The sequence below is a fragment of the Streptomyces sp. NPDC002133 genome (assembly GCF_040296405.1).
Lineage (GTDB): Bacteria > Actinomycetota > Actinomycetes > Streptomycetales > Streptomycetaceae > Streptomyces.
Genome location: NZ_JBEOXF010000017.1, coordinates 96194 through 116580 on the forward strand (window position 1 = coordinate 96194; position 20387 = coordinate 116580).

Sequence of the window (20387 nt, forward strand, 5' to 3'; positions counted from 1 at the left end):
CTCGCGGTGTGTCGGTGCCGGGTGCCCACCTTGTAGGTGCCAGAATCCACATCCATGCTGGTCAGCACGTGTGCGAGTACCCTTGCGGGTCCTGCCAGTCGGCGATGACATTGACGGCATCGCTCGTTGATTGCTGGCCGGATCGGGCCGGCTCCAAGATGGTCCGGTGCTGCTGCGACTGCCCTACCTGGCTCTGACGAGCGTGTTCACCTTGATACGAACTGCTGCCGATGGGCGATCGCGACACGGATGCTGAGAACTTGGCGTTGCGCCACCAACTGGCCGTGCTGCAGCGGCAGATCGACAAGCCGCAGCTCACCTGGCAGCACAGGCCCCACCGGCCGTAGCTCGCCTCGGCGAACTGGGCCTCGAAAACCGGTTCCAGGACCAGTTTCGCGGCCGTCATCACCACCCGGTCCGCCACGGTGGGAATCGACAGCGGCCGCCACTCCCCCGGCCGCCCCGGTTTGGGAATCCGGACCCGCCGCAGCACTGACGGACGATACGTATACGTCCGCAGTCTCTGCGCCAGGTCCTGGAGGAACGCATCCACCCCCGAGGCCGCCACCGCGTCGACATTTCCGGTGTTTGGCGTCCCTCGTGCCCGCCAGGCACCGTGACATCAGCATGATCATGGACCACTTGACCATGGCTTCGTGGTGCTTGGGTAACCGTTCGTAAGGCGCCAGATCTACGCGCACGCAAGGCACTTGAACAGGGGTCGAATCTTCCGCTTCGGTATGAGTACCCGTACTCATGACCCGTGTCAGGGGGCGACTGCACGATGATGTCATGCACCGAATAGCACACACCGCAGCCGCCCTCGCTCTGGGCGCGCTCACCCTCACCGCCTGCTCCAGCACCCCCCCGGCTACCACGATCGACACGGACAATGTCGCCTCCGTCCCCGAGGGCGAGGACGCCGACAAGCTGCAGCTTGACTTCATGAAGCTGTCCCTCAAGATCACCGACGGCTGCCCGCCGCTGTACGGCACCAAGGCCGGCAAGACCCTCGGCCCCAGCGACGTCCCCACCGTCCCCCAAGGCCCCTCCAGCAAGCCCACCGGCAAGCCTGGCGACCGCGTCCCCCTGCCCGCCGACCCCGACCCCGCCGACCCGCCCGCCACCGACGACCCCGTGCCGCCCATGCCTGACGGGAACCTCCTGGAGCCGGTTACGCTCACCAAGCCCGAGACCTGCTACGCGGACAAGTTCGCCGCGCACGTCACCACCGCCCTCAAGGGCACGGGCGAGAACGCCGCCGAGGTGCGAGCCGCACTCAAGCGCGCCGGATACCCCGACGAGCGGATCGTGGACATGAAGCCCGAAGGCGGCTCCCCTCGCGTGCGGATCGACCTGCGCGAACAGGACACCCGCGTCGCCCTCCAAGTCGTGCACGTCGACACCAGCGGCACCGTCGTGGAAAAGTTCGGCGCACAGCCCACAGCGCCCCTCAAGGACGTCCGGTACACCCCGGAGCTGACCGAACCCCTGAGCTGAGACCCCGCGAACGAACAGATCGTCGGGGACGGATGGGAATCGGCGAAGTGACGTGCACGGCCAGGACCTCTTGGTAGCAACTGCGGTGTCGAAGCTCAGTCGCGCCAAGAGGTCCCACCATGCCGTTCTACCCCGCTGCTGCTCCCGCTGTCGCCCCGAAGGGGCAACTGGATGGTCGTGGTCAGCCCGACCGGAGCGGCGCCGACGACAGCACGTCGTATGCATCCGCGGCGCGACCTTGTGCAGAGGTGCGCATGACCTGTTCCGTTCCTTTCATTCAGCTGCCGTCGTGCGCGCCGGTCATCATTGCGGCGAGGTCGTCGGGGCGGATGAAGGACGGCGGCACGGGCGGGCCCCAGCTGTACAGGGCGCTGGCGCCCTCCCATGTCTCGGGGGTCCACAGCTGGTCGTCCACGATGCAGTCCATGTCGGAGTAGTACTCGGAGAAGTTGCCAGCCGGGTCCTTGAGGTACCAGAAGAAGTTCGCCCCCAGGTGATGGCGGCCCAGACCCCACACATGGCGCTCGGGGTGGCCTTCCAGCATCCGGGTGGCGCCGCGTCCGACCTCGTCCACGTCGTCCACCTGCCAGGAGGTGTGGTGGAGGAAGGAGATGGGGGCCTTTTGGACGAGGACGTTGTGGTGGTCGGTGGAGCAGCGCAGGAACGCCGCGCCCGGTACCAGGTCGCTGACCTTGAAGCCGAGCCCTTCGGTGAAGAAGCGCTGGGAAGCCTCCTGGTCGGTGGAGCCCAGGACGACGTGTCCCAGGCGGCGGACGCGCACCGGCCCCTCACGCAGCACGCCGGGGGCGCGCACGCCTGCCCGCTCGACCCGCCCGGGGCCGTTGTACGGCACTGGGGCGGCCGGGGATTGCACGATGCGCGGCTGCACCTCGACGGTCACCGTCACCTCGGTGCCCGGGTCGACCGCGCGCAGGCGGTGGGAGTCCCGGACGAACGGCTTCTCCAGCCGGTTCAGTGCGGAGGCGATCCGGCTCAGGTCGTCGGGGTCGTCGGCGCTCAGGGTGAGCTCCTCCAGGCGGCGTCGTGCCGCGTGAATGATCTTGAGCTGTTCGCCGCCGTCGGCAGTGGCGAAACGGCCGTCGCCGAGCTCCGTCAGCCCGAAATCGGCGTAGTAGGCGGAGGTGGTGGCCACATCGGGAACGCCAATGGTGATGTGTGCCACGCGGTGCAGGGCCATGGCAGTCTCCTCAAGAAGCTTCAGTGGGCGGTGATGTACGCAGCAGGTTTAAGGGCCGCGCGTCAGGCGGCCTGCGGGCCTTCGGGGTAGCTGGGGCCGGCAATCAGCGGATTGCGCAGTTCACCGATGCCTTCGATCCAGCTGCGCAGTTCCTCACCAGGGGCGAGGAAGCGGCGCGGGTTCCGGGCTCCGCCCACGCCGGCCGGTGTGCCGGTGAAGACCAGGTCGCCGGGCAGCAGCGGGCAGATCGCGGAAATCCAGGCGATCTGCTGGGACACCGAGAAGATCATCTGGGAGGTGCGCGAGTCCTGCATGGTCTCGTCGTCCAGCGCGCAGCCGAGTGCGAGGTCGTCGGGGGCGTCGAACTCGTCCGGGGTGACCAGCACCGGCCCGGTCGGGCTGAAGCCGGGGAACGACTTGCCCAGCGAGAACTGGGGCGCCGGCCCCTGCAATTGGACGCCGCGCTCTGAGAGGTCCTGGCCGAGCGTGAGACCGGCCACGTGCTGCCACGCGTCCGGGACGGCGACCTGGTACGCCTCGCGACCGATCACCGCGACAAGTTCGACCTCCCAGTCCACCAGGTCACTCGGCAGCGCGATCGTGTCGTAGGGCCCGGTCAGGGACGTGGGGTACTTGGTGAAGACAGCGGGACGCTCCGGTACGGCGGTTGCCGACTCCGTCACGTGGTCGGCGTAGTTCAAGGCGACGGCGAAGACCTGCCGCGGGCGCGGAACCGGCGCGCCCAGCTGCCGCTCTTCCAAAGGCGTCCGCTGGTGGCCGGTCGCGGCCGCGGACCGGGCCCAGTCGCGGAACTCGGCCCAGCGGTCGAAGACTGCCTGCGGGTCCGAGGAGAACAGCCCGTCGCTGGCCTTCTCGACGTCCACCACACCGTCGTCGAGGACGAGCACCAGACGGTCGTTGAAATTGGCTGTGCGCACGGCACAACACCTCCATGAGAAAAGATGAAAAGGGTGATCAGCCGGGCAGCCGTTCTCGCTCTGCTCGGGGTTGTGGGGCGTGTGGTCGGCCGAGGTCCCGCGAAGTCAGGGCTCGGCCCGGCGCCAGGACAATCGCAGCCGCGATTCCTGCGGCCTGGAAGCTGTCAGCTCCAGCCGTCCAGGACTGAGCCGGCATCGCCACACCAGGGTCGTCCCACCCCCGGTGCGTAGTGACTGGCCTGGACAAGGTGCAGGACAGGGCCCTCGCGCTCCCAGCGGCCGGCATACGCCACGGTCCGGCCCACTGCCTCCCGGACGTGGGAGGCAACCGGGGCCGCATCGGTACGGGACACCGGTCAGGCACCGACTGGTGTCGCAACGCGGCAATCATCCGAACCGCAACAGGGTCTGGGCCCGCGGCCTGGGCCCTGCCTGTGATGAGGTGTGAGGCGAGTCAGGCGGCGGGGCGGCGGAGCCGCTGCTTGAGCGCCTTCCCGCGCGCCTCCATCGTGGCTTCCAACTGGGCCTTCTTCAGCTCCCGGCGCGCCTTGGCGGCATCGCGTTCCGCCGCCGACTCCGCCTCGCGGACCGCCTTGACCTCGGCTCGCACCCGCTCCGCCGGCCTGCGCTCAAGCACCGCACCGAATCGCATGGCGAACACGTCGATCGCTGCCGTGTCGCGCTCGGCGACCTCGGCAACCAGCACCGTGCTGCCCGCGCTGACCTCGTCGGCCACCAGGGCCACCAGGCCGGAACCCTCCGTCGCCCGCCGCCAGTCGGCGCCGCCGCCCACCAGGGCGCCGGTGCCCCAGCCCAGCACCACGCCAAGCGGTCCGCCCAGCAGGCCCACCACCGAACCGACCAGCCCGCCGACCAGGGTGCCCTCTCCCGCCCTGGTGTCCACGCCCTCCGGAATCCGCACCGTTCCGTCCTCCTGGCGCTCGACGAGCATCGCGCCCCGGACCTCCACGGTCGAGCCGCCCAGCCGCTGCAGCTCACTGAGCGCCTGGTAGGCGGAGGCCTGCTCGGTGAAGCGGAAGACGACGATGTTCTCGGTCCTGTCCATTGCCACTCCTCAACTGCTCATAGGTCCTGTAATCGGCGGGAGCCCCGTCTGTGAGACAGCATGTATCGGAGATACCCTATGAGTCAAGTCGTCTCATAGATGTCGAGTGACGTCGTCGGGCCCGCCGCCGCAGAGGCAAGGAAGCAGGCGTTGGCTGAGCCAGGCCAAGGGGGACCCCGACGCAGCGGGGCGGTCCTGGCAGAGCTCCTGGGCGCGGCCCTGGGGCGGTCAGCCACGCGCCGCGGTCGCCGAACGCTCCAGTCGCCACAGCCTGACCCGCTCCGACGGCAGCGGGCGGGCGCCGACACATTCGCCACGGCGAAGCCCGGGACCGTCTTCCCGCTCTAGAGATTCGTGCCGGTGTTGCCGTCGTCGTTCGAAGAGTCTCGCCCCTTGGTCTCGCCCTTGGCGGAAGGGCCCTTCTCCTGCCCCTCCAACAGCTCCAGGAGCGCAGCGTCTGCCTTTTTCTGGTCTTCCTTCGTCAGTTCGAGAGGCGCGTTGTTGTAGACGGTGTACCGGTCCGGATAGATGATGTTGGTGGTCCTCAAGGTGAACGTCAGAAGCAAGCGCCAACCCTTGCGGTGGCCAACCCTCACTTGGATTCGGACCTTGTAGTCACGGGCCTCCGGAACAAACCCAGAAAACGGTGCCTCGAACTCGATGAAGCGTTGTTGCGCTTCTCTGCCAGCCACAACGAATCCGGCCGGCAGCTTCCGCTCCTCGTCCGGCCCGGGCTGGAGACGGGATGGTGAAGCCGTCCACAGGAGTGGCAGATGAGAGGCGGGCTCATCGGGGAAGCTCAGCATGAGATCCTGCACGACTATCGGCTTGGCACCGGTGTTGTGAAGGACGAGCGGGAGCCGCAGGCGAACCACGGAGCCGTGGCAGATCGCTGCAAAGGAATGAGGCTCCCACGTCTCCAGGCGCCCCTGTCTGGCGTTGAGCCACCAGAATGAGGCGACGGTGAAGACCAATGCACTGACCGACACAACGCTGGCAGCAGAAAGCGACGAGGACGCATTCTGAACAGCAGCGGCCATCAGCGGAAGCACAAATTCAGTGTGCCAGCCCCAGGGTGGGCACGCTAATAGGCCTCGGTGACGATGGGCCCTTGAGTGGCCCAGCCTCTCGATGCGTGGCAGCTGGGCCACCTTCATCCTTCGGCAAGGAAGGGCGCCGGCAAAGCATCCAAGTCGATGTGCCCGGGCTCGGCCTCCCTGGGCACCACGGCCTCCGTTTCCCGCAGGAAAGTCTTGATTTCCTGCGTACAGGCTTTGAGCAAGGCCTTACCAGGTGGCGGCTTGAGAAGGATGTACGAGTCGCAGCGGTCATGCTGTCGGCAGGCCATGTGCGAAGCCGGTGATGTTGCCGACGCTGCCTCGGGCTGCCCGGATGGCCACAGTCACCGCGAGGAGCGACATCAGGTGAGGAGCAGCGCGGCCACGTACGACAGCAGCGTGGGGGCTGCGTGCCCGGCTGCATCGTCGCCGGTGGCCGGGGCCGACAGTTCCTTGCGCAGCTCGGTGAGCTCCCGGCGGTGTTCGTGGCCGACGACGCCCTGGGCAGCCTGAGTGTCCTTCAGGCGGCGAAGGGCACCGCTGGCCGGTAACCGGCCGTGACGCCGTAATCATGCCGGGTCCGCTCCTTCCGCCCGCTCGGCTCTTTCCGGGTGGTGGGGCAGCAGGGCCACCGTCAGGGCTGGTACGGCGGCGAGGACCAGCCAGGGCACGGCGGCCGGGAGGCCCAGGTCGAGCAGCGACCCGATGGCTGAGCTGCCGATGAGGACGATCAGGCCGGAGACCGAGGACAGCGCGCCGGTGTAGAGGCCGATGCGGCCGTCATCGGCGAGGTCGGACACCCAGGCGCGGGCGGCCGGGACGACCAGCATCTGACCGAGAGTGAGCAGCACGACGTAACCGGCGGCGGGCAGGAGCCCGGTGACGCCCGTCCAGTCGGCCGGGCGCGCGGCGGCGACGACCGCGAAACCGGCCGCGACGAGCAGCAGCCCCGCGGCCATGGAACGGCGCAGGTCGAGCCAGTCGCCCGCCCAGCGAGTGACCGGGAGTTGGGCGAAGACGACCAGCAGGGAGGACAGCGCGAACAGCCAGGGCAGGGGGGCCTGGGAGCCTGCCGCGCGCTGCACCTCGTCCGGAAGGGTCAGGTAGAGCTGGTTGTAGCCAAGCAGGTAGCTGCCGTATGCGCAGCACAGGGCGAGGAAGCGGCGGTTGCGCAGCAGCGCGCGGACCCCGCCCCGCTGCCGGGTGCGGACCCGGCCGGGGATGTGCTGCGGCATCAGGCACGCGTGCCCGGCCAGCACGAGGACGAAGACGGCTGCCCCGGCGAGGCAGGCGGTGCGGAAGTCCACGGCGAGCAGCAGGCCGCCGAGCAGCGGGCCGACGAACGCGCCGGCCTGGCCCGCTGCGGAGAACAGGGCCAGGACGCGGGTGCGGGCGCCGTGGCCCCCTTGCTCCCAGACCACTGCTTGCCGGGCCACTTCGGACTCCACCGCCGGGGAGAACAGTGCGGCGGCGAAGCCGATGGCCAGCACCGCGCCGATCACCGCCCATGTCTGCTCCGCATGTCCCAGCCAGGCGAACCCGGCGATCCGCAGCACACAGCCGGCCAGGACGACCGGGCGTACCCCGTAGCGGTCCACGAGCCAGCCGCCGACGACGAAGAGGCCCTGCTGGCTGAAGGTGCGCAGGCCGAGGACGAACCCGACCAGCCAGCCCGCCATGCCGATCGCGGTGCCGAGATGCTCAGCGAGGAAGGGCAGGACGGCGTAGAAGCCGATGTTGAAGGCGAGCTGCGTCAGGATCAGCAGCCGCAGCAGCGGTGACAGGTGCTTCCAGATGCGCTCGCGTGGGGACTTCGGTGCCCGCGACTTCGGTGTCTGGACCGTTCGGCGGGTCAGGACACGGGAAGTGAGGTCCGTCATGGGGTTTCTGCCCGGGAGATCGGTGAGGCGGATACGGGGTACAGGCGTGTTTCCGGGCCCGCCGACTCCGGCGCGGGCGGGACTTGCTCGGCGGGGGCGCCGGGTCGAGCCCCGGGCCGCTTCCGTAGCCGGGGCATGCGCATGCCGCCCGCCGCCGTCACGGCGAGTGCGCCGAGCAGGGCGAGGGCGGCGGCCGGGGCGAGGATCGCCCAGGGGGCGCGTTCGGCGTACGGCTGGTTCTCGGCGAGGAGCAGGCCCCACTCGGGGGAGGGCGGCTGGGCGCCCAGGCCGAGGAAGCCGAGGGCGGCCAGGGACAGGGCGATGCCGGGCAGTCGGAGCAGGGCGTGGCGGACAACGGGTGGCAGGACGGCCGGGAGCAGGTGGTGGGTGAGCAAATACCACTCTCCGGCGCCCAGGGCGCGGGTGGCGGTCAGGTGGGTAGTGGCGCGTTCTTGCTGGAGGAGGGCGGAGGTGTGGGTGGCCAGCGGGGACCAGGCGACGGCGGCTACGGCGATCGTGGGGGTCCACGGTCCGCTGTCGGCGAGGCTGGTGACGAGGAGGCCCGCCAGGACGGGCGGTACGGCGTTGACTGTGTCCACCACCGGGCCGGACAGCCGGGGCAGTAGGCCCAGCAGCACGCCCATGACCAGGGCGGCGGCGCTCACCGCGAGGGCGATGCTGAGGGTGTTCAGGGCGCCGTGGGCGACGCGCGCCAGGAGGTCGCGGCCGAGGGCGTCGGTGCCGAACGGGTGCGACCAGGAGGGGGCCTGGAGGCGGGCGACGGTGTCCAGCGCGAGCGGGTCGCGTGGTAGGCCGTAGCCGATGACGGCGAGAAGCAGCGCCCCGTACAGCAGGGGCAGGATGCCGCGCGCGGGCGGGGCGGGCGGGTTCAGGGAGTGCAGGGCGCCGTCGCGTAGCGCGGGCCCGATCAGCAGGCGGGCCGCGCCCCGGGCCAGGGCGCCGGCGGCTGCCGCGAGCAGGGCGAGGGCGAGTGTGCCGGTTTGGAGGACAGGCAGGTCCTGTGCGAGGGCGGCGCGCAGGGTGAGCCGGCCGAGGCCAGGGATGTCGAAGATCTGCTCCACGGCGACGGCTCCGCCGGTCAGGCCGACCACGAACAGGCCCAGGTTGGGCAGCAGTCCGGGCACGCAGCGCCGCAGTGCCTTGCGGGCCACGGACTTGGGCGGTATGCCACGGGCGGCGCTGGCCAGCGTCCACGGCTCGGCGAACACGGCGGGTAGCAGGTCGTCGAGCATACGCCCGAGGACCGCGCCGACGGGCAGGCCAAGGCCGAGGGAGGGCAGGATCATCCACTGCGGCCCGTACCAGCCGAGGGCGGGCAGCCACCCGAGTTGCACGCCGATGACCGAGGCCAGCGCGGAGGCGACGAGGAACTCGGGAAGCGCGGCCAGTACCGCCGACCCTGTGCCGCCCGGCCCCTGTTCGCCGAGCCGGCGCCGCGAGCCCAGCCACAGCGTGCGGGCGCACACGGCCACGGCCGTGCACACGGTCACGGTGAGGGCCCCGGCCATCAGCAGCAGAGAGACTCCGAGGGCCTGCACGGCGGACGGCAGCACCTCGCTGCCGGAGACCCAGGACCGGCCCGCATCCCCGTGCAGAAGCCCGCCGAGCCAGCCACCGAGCAGCCGCAGCGGACCGTCGTCCAGGCCGAGTTCGCCTCGTACGGCCCGCAGCACCTCAGGGGTTGGATCTCTCTCAGCTGACCGTGCCTTCAGCACGGTCAGCGCGGGATCGGTGCGCGACAGCCATGGCAGCAGGCCGATCCCGCACACCAGGGCGGCAGCGAGCGCGGCTCGCCACAGCAGCGTGAGGCCACCGCCCCGCGCGAGAGCGCGCAGGGCGACGGGCAGGGCGGAGTGGCCGCCGGGACGGCCGGACATGCGGTTCAGCGCCGGGTCCCTGTTCCGATGAACTTCCGCTCGTACGGGTCGAGCAGCGTGCCCTTCACCGGCGCGCCGATGCCGGTGACCACGTTCAGGTGGACGAGGGGGATCACCGCGTCGGTGCGGAGGATCGCCGCCTCCGCCTTCATGGCGGCGCCCTGCCGCTTGGCGGTGTCGGAGACGGCCTGGGCCTCGGCGGCGGCCTTGTCGACGTTCTTGTCGCACAGCAGCGACAGGTTGTAGGTGCCGTCGCAGGTGTAGTCGCTGGTCAGGACGGAAACGGGATCGCCGGTGTCCAGCATCATGTTGCGGGCGGCGACGGCGGCGTCGAACTTCCCGGCCAGCAGGTCGGCTTCCAGACGTGCGTAATCTCGCACCTCCAGTTTCACCTTGAACCCGGCCTTCTGAAGATGCTGTTGCAGCACCTGCGCCACCTCGGCGAGCTCGGGACGGCTGGTGTAAGTGGCGATGGTGATGCTCTCGCCGTCGGGGTCGGTGGCCGTCGCCCGGCCAGTCGGCTCGACCTGCTTGCCAGCCGCCCAGGTCAGGACGGGGCCGTAGATGCCCTGGCCGGGTTCGGCATACCCCTCGTACACGTCCTTGGCGATGACCGCGGTGTCGATCGCCTTGCGTGCGGCGGCCCGCAGGCCGGCGTCGGTGAAGACGCCGGACTTGGTGTTGAGGTGCAGGCTGACGTTGCGGGGTGTGTTCGTCTCGTGGACGGTGTCCTTGTCCAGGGAGGCGATCTGCGCGACGGGGATCGCCTCGGCGATGTCCGTCTGGCCGGTGCGCAGGGCATTGGCGCGGGCGGTGCCGTCCGCGATGAACCTCGCGTCGACACCGGAGGCTCGGGCGCGACCGCCCCAGTAGTCGTCGAAGCGGTCCAGGGTGGCCGCCGTATCGCCGGTGATCTTTGTGAGTTCGAAAGGGCCGGTGGCGGTGCCGACCGGGTTCACGGCGCCCTTCTTCCCGTACGCCTTCGGGGAGAACACTGCCAGGCTCGGGTTCGACAGCCGCAGCGGCAGCACCGGGTCGGCCTCGCCGGTGCCGACCCGGACCTGCTCCTCGCCCACCGCCTCGGCGGTCAGCTTCACGCCTGACAGCGCGGCGGGCGCCGGCTCGGCCGCGGCGGCGTGGGTGAGGGCGGAGGCGACGGCCTTCGCGGTGACCCCGGTGTCGTCCTGGAACTGTGCCTGCCGCAGCGTGAACAGCCAACTCTTGCCACCCTTCTCGCTGTTCCACGACTCGGCGAGCGCAGGGACCGCGGTGCCGTTGGCGTCCAGCCGGGTCAGCCCTTCGGCAACACCCAGCCGGGACAGGTGGAAGGCGTCGTAGCCGTACGGGGAGAAGTTCTGTGTCGGCGGGAAGGCCAGCGCCACACGCAGGCGTCCGCCCTCGGCTGAGCCGGACGAATCCGCGGACGACGAGCCGCCGCCGGAGGCGAAGCAGCTGGAGAGCAGCGGGGTGAGCAGCAGGCCGGCCATCAGCCGACGGCGGGGAGTTCTCATGGTTCGCGTTCTTGTCTTTCGGTGTGTCGATCAAGGGAGCATCTGCGCCAGTAAGTGATTATCATTTTCATTTGAAGGCTTGGCTGTCAAGTCGTCGGGATCTCGAAGTGGACGACCCCGGTACCGCCGCAGAGCACTTCGTCGCGCTCGTCGCACACAACCTTCCCCAGCGACCGCCACAGGTCCATCGCGCCGGGCGAGTCCGGATGCGTGTGCAGGTAGACCGACCGGTAACCGCCGTCGGCCTTCGCGAATGCCAGCAGCTCGGCCACCAGCCGCCGGGCCAGCCCGCGCCGCCGGTGCTCGGGCCGCACGTACACCCGCCGCAGCTGCGCAGTCTCGCCCGACGGGTAACGCTCCGCCAGCCAACGGGGATTCGGCGGATGGGCAGGACCACGCGCGTCCAGGGCGGCCGTGGCAGCCACCGTCCCGCTCCGCTCATCTATGGCCACCAGCAGCGTGTGCCGGGGCGGGGCTAGGTAGAAGCGCTCCGGATCGATGATGTCGCCGTGCCAGCGGGGCACATACCCGGTGCCGAAGTCCCGGTAGACGGTGTCGAGCATCACTGCCCGAGCCCCATCGAGGTCGTCTGTGGTCGCGGCCCTGATGCAATAATTAGGCATCTGCAAATGCTATGCAACTATGCCCATCGGCGTGACTGGAGCCGCCCTGCGCACGGAAGGGTCCGCCACGCGGGGGCAGGTCCCGCGCCCGATGGGCTCGGGGGGTCGTGGTTGTAGTCGCTCGCCTCGTCGCGGTCCCCACCATGACGCCAGCCGCGGCGGCCGTCACACCGGTAGCTGACGCCGTGATCCCAAGCGGTAGTCGTCGCAGACCCAGCGCTGGTAGTCATTACGGTCCCACTGGTCGCCCAGCGGTGGTCGTTGACCTCGACGCTGACGGTCGGGCGCTGGGCGTGGTCGGACGCTGACGGCCCCTTCTCCTTCCCGCACGTCGGTCGGCTCTGACTGCGTCAACCGGCGCGCGAGAGGTTGCCGATGCGGCGACACCCTGGGGTTCCGAGGTTCCATACATCACCAGAACTCCTGTCCACTAATACCATACGCTGTACGGAAAGTCGAGGAGTGCTACGAACAGGGGAGAGACTTACCTGTCGCTCGTGATGACGCCGCCGCGGTGCCAGAACCCGGGCTTCATGCCGGGCGACGCTCCGCACGGCGCACTGGGTCGCCCGACCGAGACCCGCGTGATAGTGGCCAGTTGAGATTCCCCACCGACGCCCAGTTAGTGGGGAGTTATCGGGCCGTCGCGATCACGGCCAGTGAACGACTCGCGGACTGTCTCACTTGCCCCCGGCTGACAGACTCTTCGACCATGGCGAACAGCGGACTGTGGATCGGCGTCCTCACCGCGCTAACCGCGCTCGGAGCCAGCTACATCACCGCGCGGGCGGCCTTGCACGCGGCGCTGGCCCGAGCCCGAACAACCACACAGGCAGGGGCCCTTCGTGAGCAGCGGGACCGGCGCCGATCCCGCTATCGGGAGATGATGGGCTGCGCGCACGCGTTCTCAGCGGTCACCTGGCAGATTGATGACGTCGACGCGGCACGCGACCGTGAGACCAAGGATCGGCTCCTGAAACAGATGTACGAGCGCATCGGCCCGGCCATCGGGGACATGAACAGGGCAATGCATGAGGTCCGGCTCGACGGCCCCGCCGAAGTTTCCGCCGCGGCGGACCACGTGCGGGATATGGCGCGGCGCGTGCAGCCGCTACTCAAAGCGCTCATCGGTGACGACAGCCCCGAGCGGCGGGTCGAGTACGACGCTGCCTACAGGGAATTCCGGGCAGCGTACGTCACGTTCATCGGCTTGGCGCGAGGAGCGCTGGAGGTCAAGGACGAGGACGCAGAGTGACGCCTGGTCACGCGTGGCATCGCGGTGACGACAGGCTGGGCCACGAGGTGATAGGCATCGGCCGTCAGCCCGCCGTCAGTTCCGTCAGCGGCAGTGTGTGCTGAGTGCGGACCACCTTGGTACGGAGGTAGTGGGCGTTGTGGGCCGTGGTGAAGACGCCCGTGGGAACGTGCTGGGTCACAGTAAGGCCCAGGGTGCGCAGCTGGGCCGCCTTGTCCGGGTTGTTGGACAGCAGGTCCAGCTCGGAGATGCCGAGAGCGGCGAGCATCTGCGCGGCGGCGGTGTAGTCGCGGGCGTCCTCGGGGAGGCCGAGGGCCGTGTTGGCCTCGTATGTGTCGAGGCCCTGGTCCTGGAGGGCGTAGGCGTCGAGCTTGTTGTAGAGGCCGATGCCGCGGCCCTCCTGGCGGAGGTAGAGCAGAATGCCACCGCGGTCGGCGATGCGCTCGACCGCCTCGCGCAGCTGGGGGCCGCAGTCGCAGCGGGCCGAGCCGAGGACGTCGCTGGTCAGGCACTCGGAGTGCAGGCGCACCAGCGGGGGCCGGTCGGCGGCGGGTTCGCCGAGGATGACGGCCACGTGTTCCTGGCCGTCGGCGAGGTGGTGGAAGGTGGCGAGGTCGGCGGTCACCGTATAGCCATCACCGAAGCGGAGCGGGACCGTCACGCGGGTGCGCACCGCGGCTGCCGGCAGGCCGGTCGGATTGCTGCTGTCACAGGGTGCGGTGGCGTTGCGTGAGTCGCGCATGTCGGCTGTTTCTCCGCGGTGGCGGTTGCGGGTGTTCGTCGCGCGACGGGCCGGCACCGTTGCCGGGGCGGCCCACGCGCTCGGTCGAGTCGTCAGGGAACGAGAATGAGGCGGATCGGATCGCCGATCTTGTTCTCCAGGCGGTGGATCGCCTCGGGGGCGTCAGACAGGGAGATGTGGTCGGTGATAGACGGGGCCAGGTCGAGACGGCCGCTGCCGGCCAGCCGGATCAGCTCGTAGACGTGGTCGAACGAGGATCCGTAGTGTCCGTACACCTTCTTGTTCTTCAGGTTGAAGGTCATCTTCTCCGAGATCTTCAGCGGCTCCATGGTGATACCCACCAGGACGAGCGAACCGTGGTCACCGAGGAGGGGCGACGCCTGCTCCCGGACCCGGGGAACGCCCGCGAAGTCGAAGGCGTAGTCCAGGCCCAGGCCGTCGGTGGCCCGCAGCACGGCTTCGGCGAAACCGGGATCGGTCGGGTCGAGCGCGATATCGGCGCCGAACGCGAGGGCTCGCGCACGCGCATTGGGCAGCGGGTCGACGGCGATGATCGGCGTTGCACCCATCATGCGGGCCAGCCGGACAGCGTGGGCGCCTACCCCGCCGACTCCCCAGATGCCCACGGCCTGGGCGGAACGCACCTGCACGGTCTCGACCAGGGCCGCGTACGAGGTGGAGACGGCGTCCGGGATGATCGCCGCCTGGTCGAAGGGCAGTGCGTCGGGGATGGGGACGACGGTGTCCTCACGGGCGATCGTGTACTGGGACCAGCCACCGTCGTAGTCGACGCCGCGGCCGCGGAACGACGTGCACGTGCCGCCCCTGACGCAGGTGGCGCACTCGCGGCAGGGCTGTCCGGCCTGCAGGGCGACCCGTGTGCCGACGGTCAGGTCCCGCTTGAGGCCGGGTCCCAGGGAATGGATGACACCGGAGATCTCGTGCCCGAGGGTGAGCACGTTGGAGTTCAGGTGCAGCGGCGAGATGCTTCCGTCGATGAGGTGGAGGTCGGAGAGGCACACGCCCGCCGCCTTCACCTCGATCAGCACTTCGCCCGGTCCGGGTACGGGGACCGGAATCTCCTCCAAGACGAACTTCTTCGTGTCCAGGTGGACGCGTCCTGCCAGCATGGTGTCCATCGTTGTGTGCTTTCTCGAGTGGTGGTTGCGGGTTCAATAGGCTGTGGGAGTCCGTGGGACCACAGAGGGGTGAGGGACGCTGCGAAGGGTCGAGAGACGGGGCACCGGCCGGTGAGAGGCCGGGCCACGTTTGCCCCTGGCGGGCTGGTGCGGGGTCGGCCGAACGGCATGCCGGTACGTCCGGCCGACCCCCGTCGGTGCCCCATATCGCCGGCATAGCCGCTCGGCGGCTATAGGGCAGCCTCTGCAACCTGGTCCTGCGCGAGGACAGCTCGCTGGAACAGGGCATGTGCACGGGCCGTCTGACGGAATGTGAGGTTCTGTAGGGCCAGTTCGAGCCCCCTGCCGGCATCGGCCCCCACGGTGAGCCAGAAGTCGGCCGCGTGGTCGGCGTAAGCCTCCGGGTGGCGCACCACCAGATCGTCGTAACCCGCCACCGCGCGCTCGCGCCACTGTTTCGCCTCGTGGACGCGGCCGCCTGCGTGCAACGCGGCCGCGAGGTGGCTGGCGTACTCGGGGTCGTCGCTGGTCCGGGTGAGGGGACGCAGGAGGGCGACGGCGGCCGGAGGATCTCCGCGCAGCAGCTCGACCTCGGCCAGGTGGCCCAGTGCCGGCGCGTAGTCGGGCACCCGGCGCCGGGCGGCCTCGTAGCACGAGCGGGCCGCATCGAGGTCGCCCTCGCGGTGCCACATCACACCGCGTCGGAAGTCCAGCTGGGCGAGTGGGAACGGCGAGGTCCCCCGATAGTGGCGCCTCGCATCGCCGAACAGCTGCTCTGCCTCGGTGACCTCCCCGCGCTCGGCCTGAAGTACGGCGAGCGCGCCGAGCGTCGTGAAGTCGCTCTGCCGCTTCGCCGCTTTGCGGATCAGGGCCATGGCATCCGCGTAGCAGCCGAGGGCCTGCAAGACGACGGCGCGTTCCGCGTCCAGTGCGGCCTCGTCCGCGCCGCTGCGGCCCGCTGCGCCGAGGTCGGCAACGGCCTCGGCGAAGCGGTGCAGGGTCGCCCGCGTCCTGGCGCGGGCGAGCAGGGCCGTGCCGTCCTCGGGTGCAACGTGCACGAGCCGCTCAGCGAGCTCCGCGGCCCGTTCGTAGTCGGCGACGCGGCCCAGGATGTGGCCTCGGAGGTTGAGGAGGTCGATCAGACTCGCCCCTTGCGCCACCGCCAACGGAGCCGCCGGCCCCTCCCCCGTACCCGCACGGCTGAGCCGTACGGCCAGGCCGTCGATCTGCCCGTGCAGATTCGTTACGGCGATGGTGCCACTCGTCGTAACCGGCTCGCACTCCTGTGGAGACGCCCCGGTCATGCCGCTGCCTCCCCGGGAGGGGCCAGCGCGGCCAGGCGGGCCCCCAGGTCCGGCGGTGTCGGGTTGGGAGCGTTCAGGTAGGGGAAGCTGCGGGTGGCCAGCTGAGTCGGCTGGTCGACGCCGTCACTGATGCGCTCACCGTCGATGCCGCCCACCAGCAGCGTGAAGAGGGTGTCCACGATGTCGTCGTTCAGCGACCGGCCACCGCAGGTCGTGTGCGGGCGGCCCGCGAGCAGGGCCGTCTCGATCTCGAAACAGCCGTCCTCGGAGAAAGGCTTGGACAGGTCGACGACGAGGAAGTCCGCCAGCAGCAGCTCGGTCAGCGGGTGAGCACCCTGCTCGTCCAGCGGCCAAGCGGTCTTGCCGTCCAGGCCGTCGTAGAAGGCCAGGTTGGCATTGAGCCGTGCGCGGTAGGTGCCCGCATAGTCGGGCCGCATGCTGAAGGCGTCCTCCTCGTTGAAGAGGTCGCGGATCTCCAGATCGCTGTTGACGGTGTCGAACTTCTTGGGCGACATGACCACGTTCTTGATTTCCGGCCGGCCCATGCGCTCCAGCCGGAACGGCCGTCCAGCGGAAGTCAGCGTTTCGCCGACGACCGCCACCAGCGAGCCGGCGGCCGGGCCGAGCACCGCGGCGTCGACTTCAAGCACGATGCTCAGCACGTTCAGGCCCTGCAGAACGTTGCTGGCATCAGACCTGAAGCCCAGCGTCCCCGTCGCCTCGGTGACCATCACGCCCACGAAGTCGATGAAGAACGGGTCGAGCCGCGACCCGGCGAAGATCTTCAGTCCCTCGGCCTCGGTGGGCACCTCGTTGCCGACCTGGAAGGCGACCTTCCGGCCGTCGGGCGCCTGGCACGTGCCCATCTGCACCAGGGTGTCCGTGCCGTCGACCTTCTGGGGTGCATCGAAGGTGAAATCGAAGACGTACTCGTCCGCGCCGACATTGAATGCCGCAGCCGCGCCCTCGCTCACGGATGTGATCGGCCGGACGCGGAAGCGGTGAGTGATCGCGTCGGAGAACAGGGCCGTAGGGGCCGAGGCCGGGAGCACGTTGAGGACGAGCACCAGCTTCCCCGGCCGCTCCGGGCTCGGGAAGGCGTACACGTCGCAGATGTCGGACGCAGGGTCGGCGATGGCACGCGGCCCGGAGAAGTGGTCAGCCATGAGAAACGCTCCTTGTCGTGTTCTTGTGGGGGATGTCAGGTGTCGAGGTCGGCGATCCAGCGCAGCGCCGACAGTCCGGGCATGAAGCAGTACTCGCCGCCCCTGTTGACGACGAACGGCGGCAGGCCCTTGAAGCGGCGGCGGATCGGTTTGCGCGGGACGGTGAATCCGCCGTCGTCGTTCACGCCGATCAGCGGGTCCTTCTCCGCGGGCGCCCCGATGAACTTGCCGTCGTTCACCCACTGTCGCTGGACGAACTCGAACTGCCGGTCCAGGTGCGCTCCGACAAAGGCGAACATGATGCCGCGGTCGGTGCCGTCGTCCTGCAGCACTCCCTTGGGCAGCGGCGGGCCATAGGTCGTACCGCGCCGGATCATGCGGTGCAGACGCACCTCGCCGGTGACGACCGCGTCCCGCGGGTTCATCCGCCGGGCGTGGGCGCCCACCGGGCACTTGAGGCCCTCCGGGTCGTCGCCGTACATGAACGCGTTGTTGCGCTTGGGATCGGCACCGAGTTCCGGGTCGTCCTTGTCCGGCGTCAGCGTCAGCGGGGCACCACTGGGCCAGCGACCGACGAACTTGGCCGCCAGCAGTTCCTCGTCGGCGGGGTCTTTGGCACGGTCGCGGAGGTACTGACGGAAGTCGGCAACTCGCGTGTGCAGCTTGCGGAAGGCCACGTACGTTCCGTTGCGCCCGAGCACCTCGGGCTGCGGAACGGGTGCGATGCCGTGGGTCTCGTCCTTGTATCCGAGAACGAACTCGCCGGCCCTGAGGGGCGCTTCGTACGGATTGGTGCCGGGGATCCCCGTGCCCTCGATCGCCGGCTGGCCGATGCCGTCCCGGAAGCCGAACGGTTCCTTCTCGTCCGGTCCGACGTGCACGTCCTGCTGCCAGATGGCAACGACGCCGGGCAGATCGCGCAGGGCGTCGCGGGCCAGGAGGAGGACCGTCTCCAGGCGGGCCGTATCCGGGGCGAGTCCGGCCAGGATGAGGTGCACGTCGTTTGAACCGAGCGGGCCCTCCCAGTTCTCCGGCGCGCTTTCCCCGACGTCCCCGATGTACTCCGCCCGCGCGGCCATGCCCTCCCGGAATTCCTCCGGGAAGGTGGCCAGCGACTCCTCGGGCACCCCCAAGGCTTTGAGGCCCTGGAAGCTGAGTGCCACGGCGAGCGAGACCTGACGCTCGGGGTCGAACGAGGCGACCGAGTCGAGGACAGGGGTGAGCCGCCGCAGCAGCTCGCGCCCCTGCCGCCGGTCGTCGATGCGCAAGGCCAGGTAGAAGCCCGCGTAGGGCGTCGGCCGTGGCTGGAGAGCAGCGGCCTGGATGTCGCCGAGCTCTAGGGCGCTGCCCTTCTCGATGCTCATGATGCCTTCCAGAACTGTCTTGCGTGGACGGAGTCGTCACGCGGGTCGTGGAGGGGGCGGGGGTGGTGCCCCCTCCGGGGTGTGTGGTGGTCAGCTGGCGGCCTGGGCGAGCAGCGGCTGGAGGGCCGGGTGCTGGAGGGCCTCCTCGGCGGCGGGGTCGTCCAGGACCTCCTGGAAGGCGGCGTTGATCCGCTCGGCCTTGGTGATCTCCGACATCGTCAGGAAGCTGACCGGGTTCCAGTAGGCGGCTGCCTTCTGCTGCCCGTCCTGCAGGATCTGCCTCATGCCGGCCATGTTCGCGAGGATGTGCTCCTCGAAGCCCTCGCGCGTCTTGTCGCCCGTGAGCGACTCAAGGCCGCCGGACTCCTCGATCCACGGGGCGATCTTGGTGTCCCACTCGATGGTGTGCTGCATCCAGTCCACGAAGTGCTCGAAGCCGACGGTCAGGAACGCGTCGTCGATGTAGGGGGCCCACTCGGTCTCGAAGGTGGTGGCCCACAGCAGCTCCGTGCCGTTGTTGAAGAGCACGTGGCGCGTGTCCCGCAGACCGGTCTTGATGGTGGCGGCCATGGGGGCCTGCTTCAGGGCTTCGACCATCCGCTGGCAGGCCGCCGCCACCTCCTGCTCGTGCCCCGGCTTGACGTGGAAGTAGGTGGCCATCTCGGAGACGACACCGTCGGTGTTGCCCTTGCCCGCCTTCTTCGTGGTCGTAGCGGTCATGGTTTCCTCCATTTAGAGACCTCGTGCGCGAATGCGATGGCATTAGCGAAATCTGTGGATAGTCGCGATATCTGGCTTTTCGCAACCCCTGTGTGAGACAGATTGACTCACAGAGAGTCTATGAGTCAACTTGTCTCAGAGTGACCTGCGTCATACCGGTTCAGTTCAAAGGCGAGCAGCGATCGGATCGACGACACTCACCCACACCGGACTGTGAACCGATCGGTTGGTGCCGACAGGTTCGGCCGACTGCCACTGAAGCGTCGGGGAACCCGGAGGTGACAGGACCCTCGCAGCTCTGCATGGACGCGAAGGACTGCCACCTTGATCAGCCCCGGCCGAACGGCGGACATCCAGCCGCGCCGGGGACTCGACGACGCTAGGACCAGCCCCGCATGGCGGCATCCACAACGGCGTCCACAGTGTCACGCCCCAGGCGGTTCCCGGCGAGAAAGCGCTCGAAGAACAGGGGGCCCGCGGTAGCCATGGCAAAGGTCTCGGGGGTGACGTCGGGCCGGAGCTGGCCGCGCTCCACAGCCTCGGCAACAGCGGGACGCAGGGCATCGGCGATCTGGTTCAGCAGCGAATCCCGGAGGCGGCGCATGCCTTCGTCATGCCGTGAGCCGCCGAGGACCGCAGCGAGGACGGCGCCTGCTTGCTCGTCGTCCCACCGCTCGGCAAGCACGCCCAGACGGTGAACGAGCTCCGCTCGCGGATCATTGCCCGAAGCAACCCGAAGCTCCTCAGGCATTGGAGGCAAAGGCGGCATGCCGGCTTCCAGCGCGGCCAGGCGTAGGTCGAGAAGGCCGGGCCAGTGCCGATAGACGGTGGCCCTGCCGACGCCGGCACGGGCGGCAACCGCTTGATGCGTTACGGCCTCCAGCCCGCCTTCCGTGAGCAACGCAGTGGCCGCCGAGACCATGGCCTCACGACTGCGCAACAGACGCGGATCAATTTTGTCTTCCACCTTTCCGTTTCCCTTCTGTGAGACGATACGGCTTGCAGTTTACTATGAGACATCACGT

18 protein-coding genes are annotated in these 20387 nt (G+C 69.2%); 2 read left to right on the forward strand and 16 right to left on the reverse strand.

Annotated elements, in window-relative coordinates; translation table 11 throughout:
• Positions 1-61 precede the first annotated feature (61 nt).
• Positions 62-493: a hypothetical protein gene (locus ABT078_RS19025; RefSeq protein WP_351229089.1), complete on the reverse strand. Its 432-nt coding sequence runs from the start codon at positions 491-493 to the stop codon at positions 62-64.
• 299 nt (positions 494-792) lie between these two features.
• Between ABT078_RS19025 and ABT078_RS19030 the strand changes: the two genes are divergently transcribed.
• A complete protein-coding gene (locus ABT078_RS19030) occupies positions 793-1500 on the forward strand; it encodes a hypothetical protein (RefSeq protein WP_351229091.1) in 708 nt (235 codons plus the stop codon).
• Positions 1501-1777: 277 nt separating this feature from the next.
• Here ABT078_RS19030 and ABT078_RS19035 read toward each other — a convergent pair whose 3' ends face one another.
• The 8 genes from ABT078_RS19035 to ABT078_RS19070 form a co-directional block, all read right to left on the reverse strand.
• On the reverse strand, positions 1778-2698 hold the full coding sequence (locus ABT078_RS19035) for a VOC family protein (protein ID WP_351229093.1): 921 nt from the start codon (positions 2696-2698) through the stop codon (positions 1778-1780).
• A gap of 62 nt (positions 2699-2760) precedes the next feature.
• Positions 2761-3636 (reverse strand): fumarylacetoacetate hydrolase family protein, encoded by an 876-nt coding sequence (locus ABT078_RS19040; RefSeq protein WP_351229095.1) that lies wholly within the window; start codon positions 3634-3636, stop codon positions 2761-2763.
• A 454-nt stretch (positions 3637-4090) separates the two neighbouring features.
• The gene (locus tag ABT078_RS19045) at positions 4091-4702 is read right to left on the reverse strand and encodes a histidine kinase (protein WP_351229097.1); all 612 of its coding nucleotides are present in this window, start codon (positions 4700-4702) and stop codon (positions 4091-4093) included.
• Between the two features lie 344 nt (positions 4703-5046).
• Complete coding sequence (locus tag ABT078_RS19050) at positions 5047-5754, reverse strand: hypothetical protein (protein ID WP_351229099.1); 708 nt, start codon at positions 5752-5754, stop codon at positions 5047-5049.
• A gap of 575 nt (positions 5755-6329) precedes the next feature.
• Positions 6330-7640 carry an MDR family MFS transporter gene (locus ABT078_RS19055; protein ID WP_351229101.1) on the reverse strand — a complete coding sequence of 437 codons (1311 nt, stop codon included), beginning with the start codon at positions 7638-7640 and terminating at the stop codon, positions 6330-6332.
• The gene (locus ABT078_RS19060) at positions 7637-9538 is read right to left on the reverse strand and encodes an ABC transporter permease subunit (RefSeq protein ID WP_351229103.1); all 1902 of its coding nucleotides are present in this window, start codon (positions 9536-9538) and stop codon (positions 7637-7639) included. Before ABT078_RS19060 ends, ABT078_RS19055 begins: the two co-directional genes overlap by 4 nt.
• Positions 9539-9543: 5 nt before the next feature.
• Positions 9544-11049 carry an ABC transporter substrate-binding protein gene (locus tag ABT078_RS19065; RefSeq protein ID WP_351229105.1) on the reverse strand — a complete coding sequence of 502 codons (1506 nt, stop codon included), beginning with the start codon at positions 11047-11049 and terminating at the stop codon, positions 9544-9546.
• Positions 11050-11135: 86 nt separating this feature from the next.
• Complete coding sequence (locus tag ABT078_RS19070) at positions 11136-11672, reverse strand: GNAT family N-acetyltransferase (protein WP_351229107.1); 537 nt, start codon at positions 11670-11672, stop codon at positions 11136-11138.
• Between the two features lie 712 nt (positions 11673-12384).
• Between ABT078_RS19070 and ABT078_RS19075 the strand changes: the two genes are divergently transcribed.
• Positions 12385-12927: a hypothetical protein gene (locus ABT078_RS19075; RefSeq protein ID WP_351229109.1), complete on the forward strand. Its 543-nt coding sequence runs from the start codon at positions 12385-12387 to the stop codon at positions 12925-12927.
• Positions 12928-12991: 64 nt separating this feature from the next.
• Here ABT078_RS19075 and ABT078_RS19080 read toward each other — a convergent pair whose 3' ends face one another.
• The 7 genes from ABT078_RS19080 to ABT078_RS19110 form a co-directional block, all read right to left on the reverse strand.
• A complete protein-coding gene (locus ABT078_RS19080; RefSeq protein ID WP_351229111.1) occupies positions 12992-13669 on the reverse strand; it encodes a GTP cyclohydrolase II in 678 nt (225 codons plus the stop codon).
• Between the two features lie 92 nt (positions 13670-13761).
• On the reverse strand, positions 13762-14808 hold the full coding sequence (locus ABT078_RS19085) for a zinc-binding dehydrogenase (RefSeq protein WP_351229113.1): 1047 nt from the start codon (positions 14806-14808) through the stop codon (positions 13762-13764).
• Between the two features lie 230 nt (positions 14809-15038).
• Positions 15039-16112 (reverse strand): tetratricopeptide repeat protein, encoded by a 1074-nt coding sequence (locus tag ABT078_RS19090; RefSeq protein ID WP_351229114.1) that lies wholly within the window; start codon positions 16110-16112, stop codon positions 15039-15041.
• The gene (locus tag ABT078_RS19095) at positions 16109-17278 is read right to left on the reverse strand and encodes a DUF4331 family protein (RefSeq protein WP_351229116.1); all 1170 of its coding nucleotides are present in this window, start codon (positions 17276-17278) and stop codon (positions 16109-16111) included. The genes ABT078_RS19090 and ABT078_RS19095 overlap by 4 nt, the downstream gene beginning before the upstream one ends.
• Before the next feature lie 35 nt (positions 17279-17313).
• Positions 17314-18642, reverse strand: coding sequence for a Dyp-type peroxidase (locus tag ABT078_RS19100; protein WP_351229118.1), 1329 nt, complete (start codon positions 18640-18642; stop codon positions 17314-17316).
• Between the two features lie 90 nt (positions 18643-18732).
• Entirely contained in the window at positions 18733-19362 is a 630-nt protein-coding gene (locus ABT078_RS19105) for a hypothetical protein (protein ID WP_351229120.1), read from the reverse strand.
• A gap of 379 nt (positions 19363-19741) precedes the next feature.
• Positions 19742-20329 carry a TetR/AcrR family transcriptional regulator gene (locus ABT078_RS19110; RefSeq protein ID WP_351229122.1) on the reverse strand — a complete coding sequence of 196 codons (588 nt, stop codon included), beginning with the start codon at positions 20327-20329 and terminating at the stop codon, positions 19742-19744.
• Positions 20330-20387: the final 58 nt, after the last annotated feature.

Coding starts and splice junctions, on each gene's coding strand:
- ABT078_RS19030 (WP_351229091.1), top strand. CDS start 793: ATGCACCGAATAGCACACACCGCAGCCGCCCTCGCTCTGGGCGCGCTC.
- ABT078_RS19035 (WP_351229093.1), bottom strand. CDS start 2,698: ATGGCCCTGCACCGCGTGGCACACATCACCATTGGCGTTCCCGATGTG.
- ABT078_RS19045 (WP_351229097.1), bottom strand. CDS start 4,702: ATGGACAGGACCGAGAACATCGTCGTCTTCCGCTTCACCGAGCAGGCC.
- ABT078_RS19055 (WP_351229101.1), bottom strand. CDS start 7,640: ATGACGGACCTCACTTCCCGTGTCCTGACCCGCCGAACGGTCCAGACA.
- ABT078_RS19060 (WP_351229103.1), bottom strand. CDS start 9,538: ATGTCCGGCCGTCCCGGCGGCCACTCCGCCCTGCCCGTCGCCCTGCGC.
- ABT078_RS19065 (WP_351229105.1), bottom strand. CDS start 11,049: ATGAGAACTCCCCGCCGTCGGCTGATGGCCGGCCTGCTGCTCACCCCG.
- ABT078_RS19070 (WP_351229107.1), bottom strand. CDS start 11,672: ATGCCTAATTATTGCATCAGGGCCGCGACCACAGACGACCTCGATGGG.
- ABT078_RS19075 (WP_351229109.1), top strand. CDS start 12,385: ATGGCGAACAGCGGACTGTGGATCGGCGTCCTCACCGCGCTAACCGCG.
- ABT078_RS19080 (WP_351229111.1), bottom strand. CDS start 13,669: ATGCGCGACTCACGCAACGCCACCGCACCCTGTGACAGCAGCAATCCG.
- ABT078_RS19085 (WP_351229113.1), bottom strand. CDS start 14,808: ATGGACACCATGCTGGCAGGACGCGTCCACCTGGACACGAAGAAGTTC.
- ABT078_RS19090 (WP_351229114.1), bottom strand. CDS start 16,112: ATGACCGGGGCGTCTCCACAGGAGTGCGAGCCGGTTACGACGAGTGGC.
- ABT078_RS19095 (WP_351229116.1), bottom strand. CDS start 17,278: ATGGCTGACCACTTCTCCGGGCCGCGTGCCATCGCCGACCCTGCGTCC.
- ABT078_RS19100 (WP_351229118.1), bottom strand. CDS start 18,642: ATGAGCATCGAGAAGGGCAGCGCCCTAGAGCTCGGCGACATCCAGGCC.
- ABT078_RS19105 (WP_351229120.1), bottom strand. CDS start 19,362: ATGACCGCTACGACCACGAAGAAGGCGGGCAAGGGCAACACCGACGGT.